Here is a 19630-nt window from a genome sequence, read left to right on the forward strand (position 1 = left end):
GCTTATACCTCTCGATTGCCGTCAACCAGACGTGAAACCCCATAAGGGTTGCCGTCGCGCAGGGCTTCCGGCAGCAAGCCTTCCGGCAGCGCTTGGTAGCATACCGGGCGCAGGAAGCGGAAAATCGCTGCGCTGCCGACAGAGGTGGTACGGGCATCTGAGGTTGCTGGGAAGGGGCCGCCATGTACCATGGCGTGGCATACTTCTACGCCGGTCGGCCAGCCATTAGCGAGTATACGCCCTGCTTTGCGCTCTAGGGTGGACAGCAGTTGTTGCGCGGCAGCCAAGTCGCCATCGTCCATCTGGAGAGTCACTGTTAGCTGGCCTTCGATCTGAGCCGCTACGCGGGCGACTTCCTCGGTATCTGCACAAGCAACCACGAGAGATGTGGAGCCAAAGATTTCTTCTTGCAGCGCCGGATCACTTAAGAACGCCTCTGCCTGGGTCACAAACAGCCCCGCCTGACACGGATGCGCGGTTTCACCGGCTTGACCGCGTGCGACTTCGGTCACTTGCGCGTTGTGGGAGAGGCGCTGAACGCCTTGCTCATAGGCATCATGTACGCCCGGCGTCAGCATGGTTTGCGCGGCGCTGGCTTTCACTGCTTCGCCAGCGGCTTCCACAAAGGCATCCAGTTCAGGACCTTGAACGGCAATTACCAAGCCAGGGCTAGTACAGAACTGCCCCGCGCCCATGTTGAGGGATGCTACAAAGCCTTCGGCAATCGCTTTACCGCGCGCTTTCAGTGCTTCCGGCAGCAAGAAAACCGGGTTGATAGAACTCATCTCGGCGTAGACCGGGATCGGCTGGGGACGTGCTTGGGCAGTCGCCATCAGCGAAGTACCACCGCTGCGCGAACCGGTAAAGCCCACGGCCTGAATGTGAGCGTTAGCCACCAAGGCTTGACCAATCTCACGGCCAGAACCGAACAGCAGCGAGAACACACCCTCTGGCAAGTTGCACTTGGCAACCGCACGCTGAATGGCGCGACCCACCAGTTCAGAGGTACCCGGGTGCGCCGAATGGCCCTTCACCACCACCGGGCAGCCCGCCGCCAAGGCAGAAGCGGTATCACCACCGGCCACACTGAACGCCAGCGGGAAGTTGCTGGCACCAAACACAGCCACCGGGCCGAGCGGAATCTGACGCTGGCGCAAATCCGCACGCGGCAGCGGCGCACGATCCGGCAGTGCCGGGTCAATGCGTACATCCAGCCACTCGCCTGCGCGAACAACGGATGCAAACAAGCGCAACTGTCCGCAGGTACGGCCACGCTCGCCTTCCAAACGGGCGCGGGGCAGACCGGTTTCGGCCATCGCGCGCTCAATCAACTCATCGCCAATCGCTTCGATTTCGGTGGCGATGGTTTCCAGGAAGGTCGCGCGCTCTTCCAAGCCGGTTTCACGGTAGGTATCAAACGCTACCTCGGCCAGCGCACAGGCGCGCTCGACATCGTCCTTGCTACCGCCCAGGTAGGCGGGTTCCAGGGTTTCACCGGTGGCGGGGTTAATGGCATGAATAGCCGCCTGCTGGCCGCTGATGGCCTGTTGGCCGATAAGTAGTTTGCCTTCCAGAGTCATACCAACCTCCTGCTGTGGATAAAAATATAGTGAAAAGCACAGACACGTAATGAATATCCTGCGCTACACAACAGATAAGTTCAATCTCTTAACTTATTCTTGAATGACGACTTTAGTCGCAAAGCTGCTAAAGCACATGGGTAGCCTTAAATTAATTCGCTAGAACCATGGATAATGCTAGCAAGGACTTGGGCCGCCGCCCCACGAGCGGATACAAACGTTGAGTCTTCAATGATCCGTAACGGCACTTTGTGGGAGTGGCCTGCTAAGCGGTTCTGGTGAGCTTTAAAGTAGTTGAGGGCAGGTTCCATTAGCGAGGAGCCAAGCTGGGTAAGGGAGCCGCCAAGTACCAACTCTGATGGGTTCAGGGCGTGATGCACGTTAAGTAATAAGATGCCTAACGCCTCGCCAGCTTGGTGCAAAACCGCTTGAACGTTCGCCTCATTCAGGCGCGGAAGCAAGGCTTCGAGCAGATCTTCTTCCTCTGAAATCCCGAGTTTTGCGCGGATTGACCAGCCGCTAACAAGCGTCTCAGCACAGCCGCGATTTCCACAATGGCAATAGAGGCCACCGGGCTGCATGATGGTGTGTCCAATTTCACCTGCTAAGCCTTGAATACCACGCGTGACCAATGGTGGATGACTGCCTTCTACCATGCCGCTACCAATCCCCGTACCTGCGCTGATATAGGCGAGCGATTCAGGAATTTTCCCTGTTCTAAAGTAAATCTCCCCAAAAGCGGCAGATTTTGCCTCGTTGTCCATCAACCAAATGCCATTGAAAGAAGGTAGATTGGCTTGTACAAAATCCAAGAAGCGAACATCTTGCCAGCCAAGGTTGGGGGCTAAACGAATAATAGGCTCCCCAGGAGCGACAGGACCAGGGAGCGCGACGCCAATACCCAGAGGGGTATAGTTGGCTAGCTGGGCTGACCCCAGCATGGTCTTTAGTTGGGTGGCGAGTAACTCTGCTGTCGCTTCAGGCGTGGTTGGTGAAAGACGCTCGTGGTGCGACGCCAGTACTTGGCCGCTGAGCGCGCAAGCGACAATGCGTATTCCATGAACGCCGACTTCAGCTCCCAACATTAAGTAATGGTTGCTGTTGAGATGTAATGCTCTACCTGGCCTGCCGCCGCTGCTTTTCTGTAGCTCGCCTTCTTTCAACCAGCCTTGCCTAAGTAATGATTGAACGGCAGTGCCCACTGTGGCCTTGGTGAGGTGAGCTAGTGTTGCTATGTCCGCACGCGTCACTCCTGGCTTGCGGCGAACCAGCTCAAGGATAGCGCTACGGTTGAGCCGCTTGAGAAAGTGCAGGTCACCTGCTTTATGTGAAGAGGGTGGGGTAGGCATTTAAACGACAACATCCTCAAGTTAGATGGTGCTGAAAAATATACATAAGCGGCGATTTTTCAAGCTAGTTTTTATGTCAGCCTACTCTAATGCAGAAGCCGTTACCATCAACCCACGGCAGTGCTGCTGCGCTGGTGTCGGGGTGGTTTGGCCAAACTTTAAACTAAGGTCTCATTGAGATTAGCCCTATGGGTAGTCAGTATCCTTTAGTAAATAGAAAAAACTAAGTGGAGATGACATGAGTGCTAGCGCAGCTGTTTACCCAAGTATTGAGGGGCAGGTGGTTTTTATTACGGGTGGTGGTAGCGGTATCGGAGCTGCGTTAACCAGTGCTTTCCATAAGCAAGGGGCAAAGGTCGCGTTTGTCGATATTAACGATGCGGCAAGTAACGCGCTAGTAGAGGAACTGAGCGCAGAAACCGGTTCAGCACCGCACTACCATCACTGCGATATTCGTGATGTAGAAGCACTGCAAAAGATTATTGCCGATGTAGGCGCGACGCTGGGGCCAATCCAAACCCTGGTGAACAACGCGGCGAACGACGACCGTCACTCCTGGCAGGATGTGGATGTTGCCTATTGGGATGAACGCATGTCACTTAACCTGCGCCCCATGTTTTTTGCTGCACAAGCCGCCGCACCGCAAATGATAGAAGCCGGTGGTGGCTCGATTATTAACTTTGGCTCTATCAGCGTGCGCATGGCGATAGGAGATCTTTCCTCCTACATGACCGCTAAAGCGGCTGCGCATGGTTTAACGCGCAGCCTCGCAAGAGACTTGGGTGTACACAACATTCGTGTGAACACCCTGGTACCCGGCTCGATTATCACCGAACGCCAGCTTGAAAAGTGGATCGGGCCAGAAGACGAGAAAAATATCCAATCACACCAATGTTTGAAAATGCGTCTTGAAGCTACGCATATCGCGCCGCCGGTTCTGTTTTTAGCAAGTGCTGAAAGCAGCGCCATTACGGGACAAGAATTATGTGTAGATGGGGGCTGGGGTTAACCAGCACAAACGCTCGTAACGAGAACCTAGAGGTGTTTATGCCATTTAACAATAAGAAGAGATCAGCCATGTTTATTTTTGAAAAACAAATTACAAAGAGGTTACGGGCGAAGTCTTGCCTAGTGGCGGCGGTAGCGCTTGCGTCTGGCTTAGGGTCTTTCGTGGCTGCCGCCGATACCACGGTTAAGCTACTGCGTGTTGAAATCAGTGATGCTGAAAAGCAGTACTACGACAACATCATTGCCGAGTACGAAGCCAACAACCCCGGCGTTGATGTTGTTTTTGAGTACATTGCCAACGAAGCCTACAAAACGCGCCTGCCCACGCTGCTGCAATCCGACCAGCGCCCGGATATTTTCTATAGCTGGGGTGGCGAAGGGTTAAGGAACCAAATGGAAGCCGGTTTCGTGCGGGACCTCACCGCTGAAATAATGCAGGATGGTTGGCAAGACATCTACCCCGCCTCTGCCGTGAGTGCTTTCACGCTGGATGGTCGCGTTTACGGAGCACCGCTGTACGCCACCGTAGTGGGTTTGTGGGTAAACACCGCACTCACCGAAAAAGCAGGCGTAGAACTTGAATCGCTGGGCACCTGGGAAGGCTTGAAAGACGCCGTGACCGCCCTGCGTGCCAACGATATTACGCCGATGGTCGTGGGCGGCAAGGATGGTTGGCCGATGCACTTCTACTGGGGCAGCCTGGCTACCCGTCTGGCGGGTGGGCAAGGCATTGAAGCCGCCAAACAAGGCGTAGGCGACGGTTTTGAATCAGACGCTTTCGTCCGTTCTGGCGAGCTGCTGCAGTCGCTGGTAGAACTTAACCCCTTCCAGTCCGGCTTTATGGCAACCACCTACGAGCGTGCCAGCGCCATGTTTGGTGACGGCGAAGCCGCCATGCACCTGATGGGCGACTGGGACTACATCCCCTCGAAAGAGCGCTCTGCGACCGGCGAAGGCGTGCCGGATGAAAACCTGGAGTTTGTGCCGTTCCCCACCATCGAAGGCGGTGCGGGTAACGACAACAGCTTTGGCGGCATGAACGGCTTTGCGGTAACGCAAGGTGCCTCTGACGAAGCGGTGGATTTCCTGAAATTCCTGCTCAATGAAGAGAACCAGCGAGAAGCTGCCCGCTTAGGTATTTTCGTACCGGTAGCGCACGGTTCTGAAGAAGAGCTGCAAACCGATTACGCCAAGAAGGTTGCCACTATCCTGAGCGAATCGAACCACCACCAAGTGTTCCTGGACCAAGCGCTGGGTACCTCCGTTGGCGCCACCATCAACGACATTAGTGGTGATTTGGCACTGGGCGAAGTTACGCCGGAAGATGCCGCTGCACAAGTCGAAGAAGCCTGGCAGTTCCGTTAATCCTTTCTCTTTTATCGCCTGAACAGCGCCAGCGTTAACCCGCTGGCGCAACCCCCTAAGCTTGGAATGGATGCATATCATGACAACGACGACCCGACCTTCAGTTCATAAGCGGGGGACGACAGATCGCATCAAGAAAAATCTGGTAAGCGGTAAATTAGCGGCGGTACTGCTGTTATTACCGCCCGCACTGATTATCTTCTCGCTGTTCGTTATCCTGCCGTTAGTGGATGCTGCTTATTACAGTGGCTTCTCGTGGAACGGTTATGGATCGCCCAGCAATTTTGTAGGCACGGAAAACTACACGCGCCTGCTCGATCATTCGATATTTCATACCGCGTTATGGAATACCACCAAGCTGATTATTGTTTCGCTAGTGATTCAAATGCCGCTGGCGTTAGGCTTGGCACTGCTTGTTTATAAAAAGACCCCAACCAACACCCTGTTCCGGTTGGTGTTCTTCTTGCCCTATATTTTGGCGGAAGTGGCTGCTGGCTTGATCTGGAGCTTTGTCTTTGATGGCGACTATGGCATTACCGCCACTATCTTCCAATCCTTGGGGCAAGAGTCCGTTTATGTCCTGGCGGATCGTCAATGGGCCTTCCCGGCAATTATGACCGTGATTGTATGGAAGTACTTTGGCTTCCACATGATGATCTACATTGCCGCCTTGCAAAGTGTGCCGAAAGATTTGATTGAAGCCGCCAAGTTAGAAGGTGCCAAAGCACGCCAAATTGCCCTGTTTATCCAAATACCGATGATTAAGCACGCCCTGGTAGTGAGTGGCTTTTTTGCCATTATCGGTTCGCTACAGATTTTCGACATCATTATCCCGATGACCAACGGCGGGCCATCGAATAGCACACATACCATTGTGACTTACCTGTATACCTTCGGACTTTCACGGCTGAATATCGGCTTTGGTAGTGCAGCGGCGGTAGTGCTGTTTGTATTGGCGATTGGCGTTGCGTTCTTTTACCAGCGCGCCACCGGGAAGGAGAATAAGGCGTGAATAATACGACGCGAAATACATTCCGTGTAATCGTTCTGATTTTAATTGCAGGTTTAGTGATTGCGCCTCTTCTTGCTTCATTTTTTGGCGGCTTTAAGAGCAATGCGGAGTTACGGGTTAACCCCTTGTGGCTACCCACCAGTTGGAACCCGGAAAACTATATTTCCATCTTTCTGGATGGTGCTTTCTGGCGCTATATGGGCAACTCCTTCTTTATTTCGTCCATGACGGTACTGCTCACCCTGATTGTGGGGGCTGCGGCAGCCTACGTATTTGCGCAAATCAAGTTTTTAGGCTCCAAGATGATCCTGAGCTACCTGCTGCTCGGGCTGATGTTCCCCTTTGCGGCAGCGATTTTGCCGCTGTTCATTAAGGTGCGCGATTTAGGGCTGCTGGATAGCTACTGGGCGGTGATTCTGCCGCAAACCGCCTTTGGGTTGTCGCTGGCGATCCTGCTCTTTAAAGCCTTCTTCGACCAACTTCCCAAAGAGTTATTTGAAGCCGCGTATGTGGATGGTTGCAGCTATTTACGCTTCTTCTGGTCGTTTACGCTGCCGCTTTCCACGCCGATTCTGGCAACGGTAGGCACCTTCGTTTTCGTGCAGAGCTGGAACAACTTCCTGCTGCCGTTGATCGTGCTTAACGACCGCTCTTTATATACCTGGCCATTGGGGATGATGCAGTTCCAGGGTGAGTACTTAACCGAATGGAACATGATTCTAGCGTTCGTCACGCTCACCATTACCCCAGCGGTTATCTTCTTCCTGGCTGCCCAGAAATACATTGTGGCTGGCCTGACCGGTGGCTCTGTTAAGGGATAACGATTTATGAAAAATACCATTCAAAATCCTATTTTGCCGGGCTTTAACCCAGACCCTTCCATCTGCCGGGTGGGTGATGATTATTATATCGCCACCTCAACTTTTGAGTGGTTCCCCGGCGTGCAGATTCACCACTCCAAGGATTTGGTGAACTGGGAGCTAATCACCCGCCCCCTGAATCGGGCAAGCCAGCTGGATATGCGCGGCAATCCGGATTCCTGCGGTATTTGGGCACCGTGCCTAAGCTACGCCGATGGCCTGTTTTGGCTGATTTATACTGATATGAAACGCTACGAGGGGAACTTTAAGGATGGTCACAACTATTTAGTGACCGCCCCTTCCATTACCGGTCCTTGGAGCGACCCGGTTTATCTCAACTCCAGCGGTTTTGACCCTTCCCTGTTCCACGATGAGGATGGCCGGAAGTGGTTGATTAACTTGCAGTGGGATTACCGCCAGCGCGAAGGTGGCGACCGTTTCGGCGGCATTCTGCTACAAGAGTACGATGTTGAGCGCCAACAACTGGTGGGGCCAATCAAAAATATCTTTGCGGGCACCGAGTTAAAGCTGACCGAAGGCTCGCACCTGTATCGCCGCGATGGCTGGTACCACCTGCTGGTGGCGGAAGGCGGCACGGGTTACGACCACGCCGTGACCATGGCGCGTTCACGCAACATTGAAGGCCCCTACGAAGTCCACCCGCAAAACCCGGTGCTGACCAGCAAGCACGACCCGGATTGCCCCCTGCAACGGGCAGGCCATGCGGATATTGTGGAAACGCCCAACGGTGAAACCTTTATGGTTCACCTGTGTGGCCGCCCCCTGCCGGGCACCCGCCGTTCCCCACGGGGGCGCGAAACCGCCATTCAGCGGGTGGAGTGGGGCAGCGATGGCTGGCTGCGTTTGGCTGATGGCGGCAACACGCCCAGCCTTGAAATCGCCATGCCGGGGGTGGAATTTATTCCCCCTGCGGAAGAAGAAATCCACACCTTTGCTACCGATGCGCTGCCGATGGAATTCCAATGGCTGCGTACCCCGCACCCCGAGCGGATTTTCTCGCTAACCGAGCGCCCCGGCTACTTGCGCCTGTTTGGCCGCGAGTCGGTCGGCTCCTGGTTTGAGCAGGCGCTGGTGGCGCGCCGCCAGGACAGCATCTATTGCAGCGCCGAAACGGTGTTGTCGTTCGAGCCGGAAGATATTCAGCAGTTTGCCGGGCTAACCGCTTACTACAACCGCTTCAAGTACCACTTCCTCGCGGTCACGCTGAACGACAACGGCGAAAAAGTGCTCAGCGTGATGAGCTGCGCGGATGAATGGCCCAGCGGCTCCATGACCATCAGCGACACGGGCAGCGATGTCGGCAACGTCGTTCTGGCACCTGAATTGCCCGTCAGCCTGGGGCTGGATATCCGCGAAGGTGAATTGCAGTTCCGCTTCCGCCAGGGCGAAGCCGAATGGCAAACCATCGGCCCGGTACTGGATGCCGGTTTGCTCTCCGATGAAGGCAGCGGGCGCGCCCACGGCTACTTTACCGGCAACTTCCTCGGCATGGCCGCCTACGACATCAGTGGCCGCGGTACGCCCGCCGATTTCGCGGAATTCCGCTATCGCCGCCTAAACGAATTACACCGCTAATCACGCCGTTAAACATAACAATGCGTTCACGTTTAAAGATGAGACCCGACAATGGCTAAAGTAACCCTGGTTGAAATTGAGAAAACGTTTCGCGGTAAGACCACGGTCATTCCCAATCTCAACCTAGAGATAGAAGATGGCTCCTTTACCGTGCTGGTAGGCCCTTCTGGTTGTGGTAAATCCACACTGCTGCGCATGATCGCGGGTCTTGAAACCGTTACGCGTGGGTCAATCAGTATCGGTGAAAAAGACGTCACCACGGCAGAGCCGAGCGACCGCAACATTGCCATGGTGTTCCAGTCTTACGCGCTTTACCCGCATATGACGGTTGCCAAAAACATCGATTTTGGTATGCGCCTTGCCAAAGTCCCGGCGGATGAGCGGGAAGCCAAGGTGGCCGAGGCTGCCAAGCTGCTGAATCTGGAAGAGCTGCTGGAGCGCAAACCTTCGGAGCTTTCCGGCGGGCAGCGCCAACGGGTAGCGATTGGCCGCGCGATTGTGCGCAACCCCGGCGTGTTCCTGTTCGATGAGCCGCTCTCGAATCTGGATGCCTCGCTGCGTAACCGGATGCGCGTCGAGCTGGCCGAGCTACACCAACGCCTTGATGCCACGATGATTTACGTCACCCACGACCAAGTGGAAGCCATGACCTTGGCCGACCGCATCGTGGTGATGAACGCCGGGCAAATTGAGCAGGTTGGCGCACCGATGGAACTATATCAGCGCCCAGAAACCCTGTTCGTGGCAGGCTTTATTGGCTCGCCCAAAATGAACTTTATCGAGGGAGCCGTGGCGGAAAAATATGGTGCCGCTACCCTGGGTATTCGCCCGGAACATATGGATGTCAGCCGTGAGCAAGGCGAGTGGAAAGGGCGTATCCGCGTGATTGAAAAACTCGGTGCGGATTCCTTCGCCTATGTCGATAGCGAAGAAGCAGGCTCGTTGACCGTACGCCTGCCGGGGGATGCTGATTTCAACAACGGCGATACGCTCCACCTCACGCCGCACCACGCACTGCTGCACTCTTTCGACCGCAATGGTAAGTGCCTACCGGACGTTGCCACTGCCTGATAGCACGGCTGCAAGGGAGCCTAATCATGACCGTTACGCTCAATAATGGGCAGTTGCGCCTCGAAGTGAACCCCCGTGTGGGTGGCTCGGTCGTGCGTTTTGATGCACTGACCGAACGCGGTGCCGTGGCGTTAATGCGCCCAGGGCAAGCAAGCGAAAGCGACCCCAACCAGTTGGCGATGTACCCGCTGGTGCCTTGGTCAAACCGTATTGCTGGGGGCGGCTTTCACTGGCGCGGCAACGACTACTCCTTTGCGGCAGAGCTGGAAGGGGAGCCGCTGCCCATTCATGGGGATGGCTGGAAGCGTGAATGGCACATTCTGGAACAAACAGAACAGACGCTCCGTTTAGGGCTGCGCTCTAACGAGCAGCCACCGTTCAATTACACGGCGGAGCTTTGCTACTGCCTGAACGGTACCCAACTGGAAGTTACCCTTGAGGTAACGCATCACGGCAAAACCCCAGCGCCTTATGGGCTGGGGCTGCACCCGTGGTTTGAGCGCCGCGAAGGCACCCGTATTGAAGCCAGCGCCGAAGGCGTGTGGGAAGTGGATGTCGCGCAACTGCCCACCCGTTGGCGGCACATTGCCACCGGCGAAGCGTGGGATTTCGCCAAGGCGCGTACGTTGCCTGTGGATAAAATCGACAACCTGTTCACCGGCTGGAATGGCCATGCGCGCTTGCATCTAACCCAATCAAATGATTTAGCGCAGCCAGGTGGCGCGTTAACCCTAGTGGTAAACGCCGAACCTACCGTTAGCCGCTACCTTGTGTTCTCGCCGGATCAGAACGTCAATTTCTTCTGCTTTGAGCCGGTGGACCACGATGTCAACGCCCACCACTTTGATAATCCCAGCGCCCACGGTTTGGTGGAATTAGCCGAAGGGGAAACTCACACCTATCGCTGCTGCTTCAACTGGGTGAGTTGATAACAAGTAGTTTGATAAACCCTGTATCCATAATATTGAAGGAGGTGGATGGCAAAATATAATTTATTAGTTTAGAGCTTTTATAAATTAACCGTCTTTAATCATGACTGTTATGGAAATAGTCATTATGGAAAAGACATTTAATAACGAATGAAAAAAACGCTTAGTTGTTTTGTAAATAATCATAAAAAGAGAAGAGAAAATTATGAAAATGCTATCCAACGCAATCTCTAAAAGCGTGCTGGGTGGGGCGCTATGCTTGGCTTCTGGATTGTCGGCTGCGGCAGCGCCGGATATCGACTTCACCGGTTATGCGCGTTCGGGTATCGGCAATACCGCTGGTGGCGGCGACCAAGCGTGCTTTAAAGCCAATGGTGCAGGCGCTAAATACCGCTTAGGGAACGAGTGTGAAACCTATGCCGAGTTAGGCTTTGGTTCAACGCTTTATGAGGAAGGCGACAAGTCTTTCTACTTCAACAGCATGGTGGGTTACCACTCCAACCAACTGAATGATTCAGAAGATACTGGCGTAGAAATGCGGCAGCTCTATGTTCAGGGGGATAACATTGTAGAAGCACTGCCCGGTGCCTCTATCTGGGCAGGTAAGCGTTTCTATCGCCGCCACGATGTACATATCAACGACTTCTTCTATTGGGATTCCACCGGCCCAGGTGCCGGTATCGAAAATATTGATGTTGGCACCGGTAAGCTCCACTTGGCTTGGATGCGCGCAACCGGGACGGATGACACCGAGTTCCCCGATGCAGATAACCGTATTTCCAACGATACGTTAGATATTCGCTGGTCCGATATTCCGGTGAATGCCGATGGCAAACTTGTCTTTGGTTACAACTATGGCCGTGCTCAATTAAGTGACGCTCAAGAGCAGTATTACAACGGCAGTGAAGCCGAGCGCGGCCACCTGCTTACCGTGCAGCACGAGCAAAGCAACTGGTTTGGCGGCACCAATAAATTCGCCGTGCAGTATGGCACCGATGGCATTATCAACGCGGGTAATGGCCAAGGTCGGATGAATGGAAACCCATCGGCAGATGCTGTTGGCGGCGATATGTGGCGAGTAATTAACCACGGTAACGTATGGCTATCACCGGGCAAGGTAGACCTGCTCTACGCCGCGATTTACGAGAAAAAAGACTTCGACGATGGTTCAGGCCAAACCTGGATTTCAGGTGGTATTCGCCCTTCCTACTACTGGACCGACAACCTAAGCACCGCGCTTGAGATCGGCCACGACCATGTTTCTTTTGAAAATGGCGGCGCGGATAGCAACCTCACCAAAGTGACCCTGGCACAGCAGTGGGCGGCAGGGGTAAGCGGTTTTGCCCGCCCGGTGATCCGCACCTTTGTCACCTATGCCGATTGGCATGGCCGCGATGCTTTTCAAGATGATGGATCTAGCCGTGCCCTTGATGCGGACACTGTTGGTGACGCTATCAATATTGGTGATCACGATGGCGTGACCTTTGGCGTACAGATGGATGTTTGGTTCTAGGTCGCTGCCGGATTAACCAGCGTCGTACTGTTTCATCGTTTTTGGCGCCTAGTAATAGGCGCCCTTTTAAAGAGAAAAACAATGCAAGAGAAACAACAGTTAAGTCAAACTTCTTATATTCTATTGATTTGTTGCATTGCGGCGATTGGTGGATTTCTATTCGGCTTTGACAGTGGCGTTATTAACGGCACCGTTGAAGGGCTACAAACTGCCTTTGGCTCTAATAGTGTTGGCACAGGGTTTAATATTGCCTCTATGTTGCTGGGTTGTGCTGCTGGTGCGTTTTTTGCCGGAAGGTTAGCCGACCGTTTTGGCCGTCGCTTATTGTTAATTGCGGCAGCGGTTTTCTTTATTGTGAGTGCGTGGGGTTCCGGTATTGCCGGCGGCTCTTTCGAGTTTGTTATTTACCGGATTCTAGGCGGTATCGCGGTGGGGGCTGCCAGTGTCATGACCCCCGCTTATATTAGTGAAATCGCCCCTTCTGCCTACCGTGGCCGCTTGGCAACCATTCAGCAAGTGGCGATTATTTCAGGCTTGTTCTTTGCCTTCCTAAGTAACTATGTGCTGGCGAACATCACTGGCTCTGCCGCAGAAGAACTATGGTTTGGGTTTGCGACGTGGCGGTGGATGTTCTGGATGGAGTTGTTTCCTGCCATCGTCTTTTTTGTAGCGCTTTTATTTATCCCTGAAAGCCCGCGTTATTTAGTCAGCCGTGGCAAACAGCAAGATGCCGAAGACGTGCTCAACAAGCTGATGGATAAGCATGAAGTTAGCAACAAGATTGACGATATTAATGCAACGCTTGCCCGCGATCATAAACCGCAGCTTAGCGACGTAGTAAACCGTGCAACCGGTAAAGTACATCGTATCGTTTGGGTCGGTATTGGCTTGGCGGTCTTCCAGCAGTTGGTGGGTATCAACGTTGTCTTCTATTACGGCGCGGTATTGTGGCAATCCGTTGGCTTCTCCGAAGCGGATGCACTGTTAATTAACGTTATCTCCGGTGCTGTGAGTATTGGAGCGTGTTTAGTAGCCATTGCGCTGATTGATAAAATTGGCCGTAAACCGCTGCTGTGGGTTGGTTCGGCGGGTATGACGGTCACGCTTTTGTGCTTGGTGTATGCCTTCTCAACAGCCAGCCAAGTGAATGGCAGCTTGCAGCTTAGCGATAACATGGGCGTGTTTGCCCTGCTGGCCGCCAATGCGTATGTGTTCTTCTTTAACGTTTCCTGGGGGCCGGTCATGTGGGTCATGCTGGGCGAGATGTTCCCCAACCAAATGCGCGGTTCCGGCTTGGCGATTGCTGGCCTGTTCCAGTGGTTGGCGAACTTCGCGATTACCATGACCTTCCCCATTCTACTGGCGGGTATTGGTCTTTCCGGCGCTTACGCCTTCTATGCGATTTGTGCGCTGGTATCGGTGTTCTTTGTACTGCGCTTTGTCAATGAGACACGCGGCAAAGAGCTGGAAGAGATGGCCTACGAGTAATGGCCTAGTGAATAAGCAGCCCCCCTAATGGGGGCTGTTTATTAGAAGTAAGAAAGCCAATGATTGGTTTTGTTAGCAGACGCTAATGATAGTGTGATTTACAAAAACAATTTACAAAAACAAAGGAGAAGCACTATGAGCCTAACACGTCGTCGTTTTTTACAAGGTAGCATCGCGTTAGCCGGGCTTGCGCAACTAAAAGGCGTTGCGATGGCAAAGGCGCTGGAAATTACCGGGCTGAAAGATGTTTTCAAGGATGATTTTCTGATCGGCACGGCCATCAGTAATCGCACCTTGGAAACCCAGGATGCCGAGCTACTGGCACTGATCGCCCGGGAATTTAATACCATCACGGCAGAAAACTGCATGAAGTCCGGCGAGATTCAGCCCTCCCAAGGTAACTGGAACTGGGAGCTGGCGGACCGCTTTATGGCGTTTGGCCGTGAACACAACATGACGGTGGTTGGCCATGCGCTGGTTTGGCACTCGCAAACGCCCAGCGATTTGTTTGTGAACGCCAGTGGCGAGCAGGTTTCCCGTGCGGAACTGGAACGGCGCATGGAAACGCATATTTCCACGTTGATGGAGCGTTATCACGGCCAAATCCATATTTGGGATGTGGTGAACGAAGGGATTGATGAAGGTAACGGATGGCGGCGCAGCCCGTGGTACGAGATTTTCGGCAACGCCGATTATATGGAGCACGCCTTCCAAATTGCCCACGAAATCGACCCCAACGCCCAGCTGCTTTACAACGATTACAATATGCACAACCCGGAAAAACACGCGTTTTTGGTGGATGTGTTGCGTGATTATAAAAAGCGCGGCATCCCCCTTCACGGAGTGGGTTTGCAAGGCCATGTGGGGCTGGATTTCCCCGACTTGGAAGAGTTTGAGCGCAGCATTGTGGCCTACGCCGAACAGGGCGCACGGGTGCATATTACCGAGCTGGAAGTGGATGTATTGCCGGTGGCCTGGGAGCATATCGGGGCGGAAATTTCCGATGAGTTTGAGTACTCCGATGAGCTAAACCCCTACGCCGACACGCTACCCAGCGATGTAGAAGCACGCCTAACCGCGCGTTACGTTGAAGTGTTCGAGATGCTACTGCGCCACCGCGACAAGATCGACCGGGTAAGCACCTGGGGCACTTACGACGCCGAATCGTGGAAAAACGATTTCCCGGTGAAAGGGCGTACCAACTACCCGCTACTGTTTGACCGCCAACGCAAGCCGAAAGCGGCTTATCATGCGCTTTCCAAGTTGAGGTAATCAGTAAGGAGTTTCTTACGCTAATCAGAGGTTTCCTAACTTCTCCACTCTTTCTTTTATGGTGACTTAACATGAACGTTCCTTATAAAGATTTGACAAAAAGCGTTAATGAGCGCGTTGCAGATCTACTAGCACGTATGTCAAGAGAGGAGAAGTTAGCGCAAATCCATGCGCTGTGGTTGATTTTGGATGCCGAAGGGCAGCATCAGCTACGGCAAGATAGTTTTGCGGGTATAAAAAGTGAAGGCTGGCAATCTCGCCTTGCCCACGGGCTTGGGCAAATCACTAGGCCGTTAGGCTCCCACGGGGTAGCGCCAAAAGAAGGCGTTAGGGCGCTGAATGCGCTACAGCGCTACTTGGTGGAAAACACCCGCTTAGGTATCCCCGCGCTGCCCCATGAAGAGTGCTTGGTGGGCGTTATGTGCCGGGGCGGTACGCTGTTCCCCGGTTCGCTCAACAGTGGCGCAACCTGGCAACCGGAACTGGTCGAAGCCGCCGCCAAAGCGATTGGCGAAGAAGCGCGCAGCATCGGCTGCCGCCAGGGGTTAGCGCCGGTGCTGGATGTTTCCCGGGATGTACGCTGGGGCCGCACGGAAGAAACCTTTGGTGAAGACCCGTATCTGGTTGGTGTAATGGGTACGCACTATGTGCGCGGGCTACAAGGCGAACAGCGCGATTTATTGGCCACCCTGAAACACTTTGTCGGCCACTCCTTTAGTGAAGGTGCGCGCAACCACGCCCCGGTGCATGTGGGGGAGCGCGAGCTTCACGATGTGTTTTTATTGCCCTTTGAAATGGCCATTAAGCAGGCCAACGCAGGCAGCGTCATGCCTGCTTACCACGATATTGACGGCCAACCGGCGCATAGCGATTACCCGTTAATGACCGAACTGCTCCGCGAGCAGTGGGGCTTTGATGGCTTGATTGTGGCGGATTACATCGGTGTCAGCCTGCTCTACCAACACCACGGCACCGCCGAAGACGCCAGAGACGCCGCGCGCCAATCCTTCCACGCCGGGTTGGATGTTGAACTACCCGGGGATGACTGCGTGGGCAAGCTCGACTCCAACGACCAGGACGCGATGCCTGATGCCGTGCTGGATGCCTGCGTGACGCGGGTATTAACCGAAAAATTCCGCCTGGGGCTGTTTGAACAGCCGTACACCGATGGAAACGCCATTCGCTTCCAGCAGCCGGAAACCATCGCGCTGGCGCGGCAAATCGCCAGCCAATCGCTGGTGTTGCTGGAAAACGACGGCATCCTTCCGCTGCAAGATCTGTCGCTGGAAAACGACGGCATCCTTCCGCTGCAAGATCTGTCGCTGCAAAACAAGCGCCAAACCATTGCCGTGATTGGCCCCACCGCCGATGACCCCTTGGCGCATTTGAGTGGCTACAGCTTCCCCGTTCATGCGCTGCTTGAAGAAGCGCAGGAATCCGCCGCCCAGGTGGTCACGCCCTTGCAGGCATTGCAGCAGCACTACGGGGAGCGTGTGGTGTACGCCAAGGGCTGCGATATTTTGACCACGCCGCGTACCGGCACGGCGGTGTTCCCCGGCGATGTGGAAGATAGCGCCTCGGTGCATGTGCCTTCTCCGGTGTGTTATGACGATTCCGCCATTGTGGAGGCCGCCGCCTGCGCCCAACAGGCGGATATTGCCCTGCTTTGCTTAGGCGACCTGCCGGGGCTGTTCCAAAGCGGCACGGTGGGGGAAGGTTCCGACACCGATACGCTGGCGCTGCCCGGTGTGCAGCAAACACTGCTGGAAGCCGTGGTTGCCACGGGAACGCCGGTGGTGGTGATTCTCTCCGGCGGCAGGCCATACTCGCTGGGCGGGCTAGAGGAGAAGGTGAGCGCCTTTATGCTCTCCTTCAGTGGCGGGCAGGAAATCGGCAATGCCCTGGTGGATGTATTAACCGGCAAGGTGAACCCATCGGGCCGCTTGCCCATTTCCGTGCCGAAAAGCGCAGGCGCGATGCCGTTTTTCTACAACCACCACTTCAAGAGCAGCGGCACGCCGGTGGCGCAAAGCTTTGGTGCCAAATACCCGTTTGGTTATGGCCTGAGTTATAGCCGCTTTGCCTACCGCGATTTACGCATTGCCAGGGAACAACTCGCGCTAACGGATGAGCTGGTAGCAGAGATCACGCTGGAAAATACCAGCAACGTGGATGGTGAAGAGGTCGTGCAACTCTATGTGCGCGATGTGCTTGCCAAGCGAGTGCGCCCGACCAAAGAACTAAAAGCATTTTGCAAGGTAAAGGTGCCAGCGGGCGAGGCAGCTACGGTAACATTCACCGTGCCGGTAGATATGCTCAACTACACCGACCAGCCCTGGGAGCGCGTGGTGGAACCGGGCGATTTTGACATCGCTGTTGGCTCGTCCAGCCAGCATCTACCGCTGAAAGGAAAAGTCACCGTAATGGGTAGCCAACCGCGCGTGCTGCCTAAACAGTGGAAGATGGAGAGTTCCGCCACTGTTAACTAATATCCCGGGAAATCTCTGATTACCTATTGCGCTAATCAGAGATTTCCTAATACTAAGTTTAAGCTCTAAATTTAGCTTTCAAATAGAGAAGCACCTCAATGAGAAAACAGAAGATCACCTCCGAGCAGCTACGTTCGCGCTACTGGTTCGACAACCCCGACCACCCCGGCACCACGGCGCTGTGTATCGAGCGCTATTTGAACTATGGCATCACTCTGGAAGAGCTGGCCAGCGGCAAACCGATTATCGGCATTTGCCAATCCGGTTCGGACCTTACCCCGTGTAACCGCCACCACATCGAGCTGGTGAAGCGGGTAAAAGATGGCATTCGCGCCGCAGGCGGCGTGCCGTTTGAATTCCCGATGCACCCGATTCATGAAAACGTGCGTCGTCCTACCGCCGCGCTGGACCGCAACCTCGCCTACTTGGGCATCGTCGAAGTGCTGCACGGCTACCCGTTAGACGGCGTGGTACTCACCACCGGCTGCGATAAAACCACCCCAGCGGCGCTAATGGCGGCGGCCACGGTGAACATCCCGGCGATTGTGCTTTCCGGCGGGCCGATGCTGAACGGCTGGCGCGGTGCCGAGCGCGTGGGTTCCGGCACCATTATTTGGGAATTGCGCAAGCGCCTTGCCGCTGGCGACATCGACTACGCCGAGTTCCTCTCCCGCGCCAGTGATTCCGCCCCCTCGGTTGGGCACTGCAACACCATGGGCACCGCTTCCACCATGAACTCCATGGCCGAAGCGCTGGGCATGAGTTTGCCCGGTTCCGCCGTAATTCCCGCGCCCTACAAGGAGCGCGCCATGGTGGCCTACGACACCGGCACGCGGATTGTCGATATGGTATGGGAAGACCTGCGCCCGCTGGATGTACTGACCCGCGAAGCGTTTGAAAACGCCATTGTGACCTGCTCGGCACTGGGCGGCTCTTCCAACGCGCCGGTACACATTAACGCGATTGCCCGCCATGCCGGAGTTGAGCTAACCAACGACGATTGGCAGCAATTCGGCCATGAAATCCCGTTGTTGGCGAATGTGATGCCAGCGGGTGCCTTCCTGTGTGAAGAGTTCTACCGTGCCGGTGGCGTGCCTGCGGTGATGCATGAGCTGCAACAGGCTGGCAAGCTGCATGGCGATGTACTCACGGTGAATGGCCAAACCATGGGCGAGAACCTGCAAGGCCGTGAAACGCTGGATACCAACGTGATTTGCCGCTACAGCGAGCCGCTGGTGGACCATGCAGGCTTCCTTAACCTGAAAGGCAACCTGTTTGATTCCGCGCTGATGAAAACCAGCGTGATCTCCAGCGATTTCCGCGAGCGCTTCCTGAATGACCCCAACGACCCCGAAGCCTTTGAAGGCAAGGTAGTGGTGTTTGATGGCTCGGAAGATTACCACGCCCGCATTGACGACCCATCGCTGAATATCGACGCGCGCACCATTCTGGTGATGCGTGGCGCGGGGCCGGTCGGCCACCCGGGCGGCGCGGAAGTCGTCAACATGCAGCCGCCGGAAGCGTTGATTAAGCAAGGCATTGAATCGCTGCCGTGTTTGGGGGATGGCCGTCAATCGGGCACTTCGGGTTCGCCTTCGATTCTGAATGCCTCACCGGAAGCGGCAACCGGCGGCGGCTTGGCGCTGCTGGAAACGGGTGACCGGCTGCGGGTAGACCTTAAGCGTTGCGAAGTGCAACTGCTGACCGACGCCGACGAGCTGGCAGCCCGCCGTGCGCGTTTGGAAGAGCAGGGCGGCTACCGCTACCCCGGCCACCAAACGCCGTGGCAAGAGATCCAGCGCAGCATGGTGGAACCGCTGGATCGCGGCATGACATTGGAGCCCGCCTCCAAGTACCGTGATGTGGCGCGGGTAAGCCCGCCGCGGGATAACCATTAAGTTATCAACGGTTTCAAACGTGATGGCATGATCCGAATCAACCCGTAGTGGGGGTCTTTCGCCATGGCCGGAAAATATTTCCAACAATTCCGGCATTCCCGCCATCCATGGCGGTCAGATGGCGAAAGTAGCGCCCAAGGATGGGTTCACAGCGCCCCCGCCAAGGGTTGTTCGGATCAATCGCTGTCTATCGGTCAGAA

At 55.0% G+C, this 19630-nt stretch carries 14 protein-coding genes; 12 read left to right on the forward strand and 2 right to left on the reverse strand.

Annotation, left to right across the window (positions count from 1 at the left end):
* Positions 1-2 precede the first annotated feature (2 nt).
* Positions 3-1580 (reverse strand): aldehyde dehydrogenase (NADP(+)), encoded by a 1578-nt coding sequence (locus ACQKE4_RS06460; protein WP_427387443.1) that lies wholly within the window; start codon positions 1578-1580, stop codon positions 3-5.
* Positions 1581-1726: 146 nt separating this feature from the next.
* The gene (locus ACQKE4_RS06465; protein WP_427387444.1) at positions 1727-2929 is read right to left on the reverse strand and encodes an ROK family protein; all 1203 of its coding nucleotides are present in this window, start codon (positions 2927-2929) and stop codon (positions 1727-1729) included.
* 238 nt (positions 2930-3167) lie between these two features.
* Here ACQKE4_RS06465 and ACQKE4_RS06470 point away from each other — a divergent pair, with 238 nt between their 5' ends.
* From ACQKE4_RS06470 to ACQKE4_RS06525, 12 genes are all read left to right on the forward strand, one after another.
* Positions 3168-3938 (forward strand): SDR family NAD(P)-dependent oxidoreductase, encoded by a 771-nt coding sequence (locus ACQKE4_RS06470; RefSeq protein WP_427387445.1) that lies wholly within the window; start codon positions 3168-3170, stop codon positions 3936-3938.
* 68 nt (positions 3939-4006) lie between these two features.
* Positions 4007-5302, forward strand: coding sequence for an ABC transporter substrate-binding protein (locus tag ACQKE4_RS06475; RefSeq protein WP_427387446.1), 1296 nt, complete (start codon positions 4007-4009; stop codon positions 5300-5302).
* A 79-nt stretch (positions 5303-5381) separates the two neighbouring features.
* Positions 5382-6314 (forward strand): carbohydrate ABC transporter permease, encoded by a 933-nt coding sequence (locus ACQKE4_RS06480; protein ID WP_427387447.1) that lies wholly within the window; start codon positions 5382-5384, stop codon positions 6312-6314.
* A complete protein-coding gene (locus tag ACQKE4_RS06485) occupies positions 6311-7135 on the forward strand; it encodes a carbohydrate ABC transporter permease (RefSeq protein ID WP_427387448.1) in 825 nt (274 codons plus the stop codon). Before ACQKE4_RS06480 ends, ACQKE4_RS06485 begins: the two co-directional genes overlap by 4 nt.
* Before the next feature lie 6 nt (positions 7136-7141).
* On the forward strand, positions 7142-8770 hold the full coding sequence (locus tag ACQKE4_RS06490) for a glycoside hydrolase family 43 protein (RefSeq protein WP_427387449.1): 1629 nt from the start codon (positions 7142-7144) through the stop codon (positions 8768-8770).
* Between the two features lie 51 nt (positions 8771-8821).
* Entirely contained in the window at positions 8822-9841 is a 1020-nt protein-coding gene (locus ACQKE4_RS06495; RefSeq protein ID WP_427387450.1) for an ABC transporter ATP-binding protein, read from the forward strand.
* A gap of 26 nt (positions 9842-9867) precedes the next feature.
* Positions 9868-10770, forward strand: a complete 903-nt coding sequence (locus ACQKE4_RS06500) for an aldose 1-epimerase (RefSeq protein WP_427387451.1) — start codon at positions 9868-9870, stop codon at positions 10768-10770.
* 205 nt (positions 10771-10975) lie between these two features.
* Positions 10976-12283 carry a maltoporin gene (locus tag ACQKE4_RS06505; RefSeq protein WP_205738317.1) on the forward strand — a complete coding sequence of 436 codons (1308 nt, stop codon included), beginning with the start codon at positions 10976-10978 and terminating at the stop codon, positions 12281-12283.
* Between the two features lie 81 nt (positions 12284-12364).
* Positions 12365-13771 carry a sugar porter family MFS transporter gene (locus tag ACQKE4_RS06510; RefSeq protein ID WP_096922538.1) on the forward strand — a complete coding sequence of 469 codons (1407 nt, stop codon included), beginning with the start codon at positions 12365-12367 and terminating at the stop codon, positions 13769-13771.
* A gap of 135 nt (positions 13772-13906) precedes the next feature.
* Positions 13907-15043 carry an endo-1,4-beta-xylanase gene (locus ACQKE4_RS06515; protein ID WP_427387452.1) on the forward strand — a complete coding sequence of 379 codons (1137 nt, stop codon included), beginning with the start codon at positions 13907-13909 and terminating at the stop codon, positions 15041-15043.
* A gap of 71 nt (positions 15044-15114) precedes the next feature.
* Complete coding sequence (locus tag ACQKE4_RS06520; protein ID WP_427387453.1) at positions 15115-17532, forward strand: glycoside hydrolase family 3 N-terminal domain-containing protein; 2418 nt, start codon at positions 15115-15117, stop codon at positions 17530-17532.
* A gap of 98 nt (positions 17533-17630) precedes the next feature.
* On the forward strand, positions 17631-19430 hold the full coding sequence (locus ACQKE4_RS06525) for an IlvD/Edd family dehydratase (protein ID WP_427387454.1): 1800 nt from the start codon (positions 17631-17633) through the stop codon (positions 19428-19430).
* The last annotated feature ends 200 nt before the right edge of the window (positions 19431-19630 follow it).

The sequence above is a fragment of the Halomonas sp. NPDC076908 genome (genome assembly GCF_050269715.1).
Classification (GTDB): Bacteria; Pseudomonadota; Gammaproteobacteria; order Pseudomonadales; family Halomonadaceae; genus Vreelandella.

Coding starts and splice junctions, on each gene's coding strand:
- ACQKE4_RS06470 (WP_427387445.1), top strand. CDS start 3,168: ATGAGTGCTAGCGCAGCTGTTTACCCAAGTATTGAGGGGCAGGTGGTT.
- ACQKE4_RS06480 (WP_427387447.1), top strand. CDS start 5,382: ATGACAACGACGACCCGACCTTCAGTTCATAAGCGGGGGACGACAGAT.
- ACQKE4_RS06490 (WP_427387449.1), top strand. CDS start 7,142: ATGAAAAATACCATTCAAAATCCTATTTTGCCGGGCTTTAACCCAGAC.
- ACQKE4_RS06520 (WP_427387453.1), top strand. CDS start 15,115: ATGAACGTTCCTTATAAAGATTTGACAAAAAGCGTTAATGAGCGCGTT.
- ACQKE4_RS06495 (WP_427387450.1), top strand. CDS start 8,822: ATGGCTAAAGTAACCCTGGTTGAAATTGAGAAAACGTTTCGCGGTAAG.
- ACQKE4_RS06510 (WP_096922538.1), top strand. CDS start 12,365: ATGCAAGAGAAACAACAGTTAAGTCAAACTTCTTATATTCTATTGATT.
- ACQKE4_RS06505 (WP_205738317.1), top strand. CDS start 10,976: ATGAAAATGCTATCCAACGCAATCTCTAAAAGCGTGCTGGGTGGGGCG.
- ACQKE4_RS06460 (WP_427387443.1), bottom strand. CDS start 1,580: ATGACTCTGGAAGGCAAACTACTTATCGGCCAACAGGCCATCAGCGGC.
- ACQKE4_RS06515 (WP_427387452.1), top strand. CDS start 13,907: ATGAGCCTAACACGTCGTCGTTTTTTACAAGGTAGCATCGCGTTAGCC.
- ACQKE4_RS06465 (WP_427387444.1), bottom strand. CDS start 2,929: ATGCCTACCCCACCCTCTTCACATAAAGCAGGTGACCTGCACTTTCTC.
- ACQKE4_RS06475 (WP_427387446.1), top strand. CDS start 4,007: ATGTTTATTTTTGAAAAACAAATTACAAAGAGGTTACGGGCGAAGTCT.
- ACQKE4_RS06500 (WP_427387451.1), top strand. CDS start 9,868: ATGACCGTTACGCTCAATAATGGGCAGTTGCGCCTCGAAGTGAACCCC.
- ACQKE4_RS06525 (WP_427387454.1), top strand. CDS start 17,631: ATGAGAAAACAGAAGATCACCTCCGAGCAGCTACGTTCGCGCTACTGG.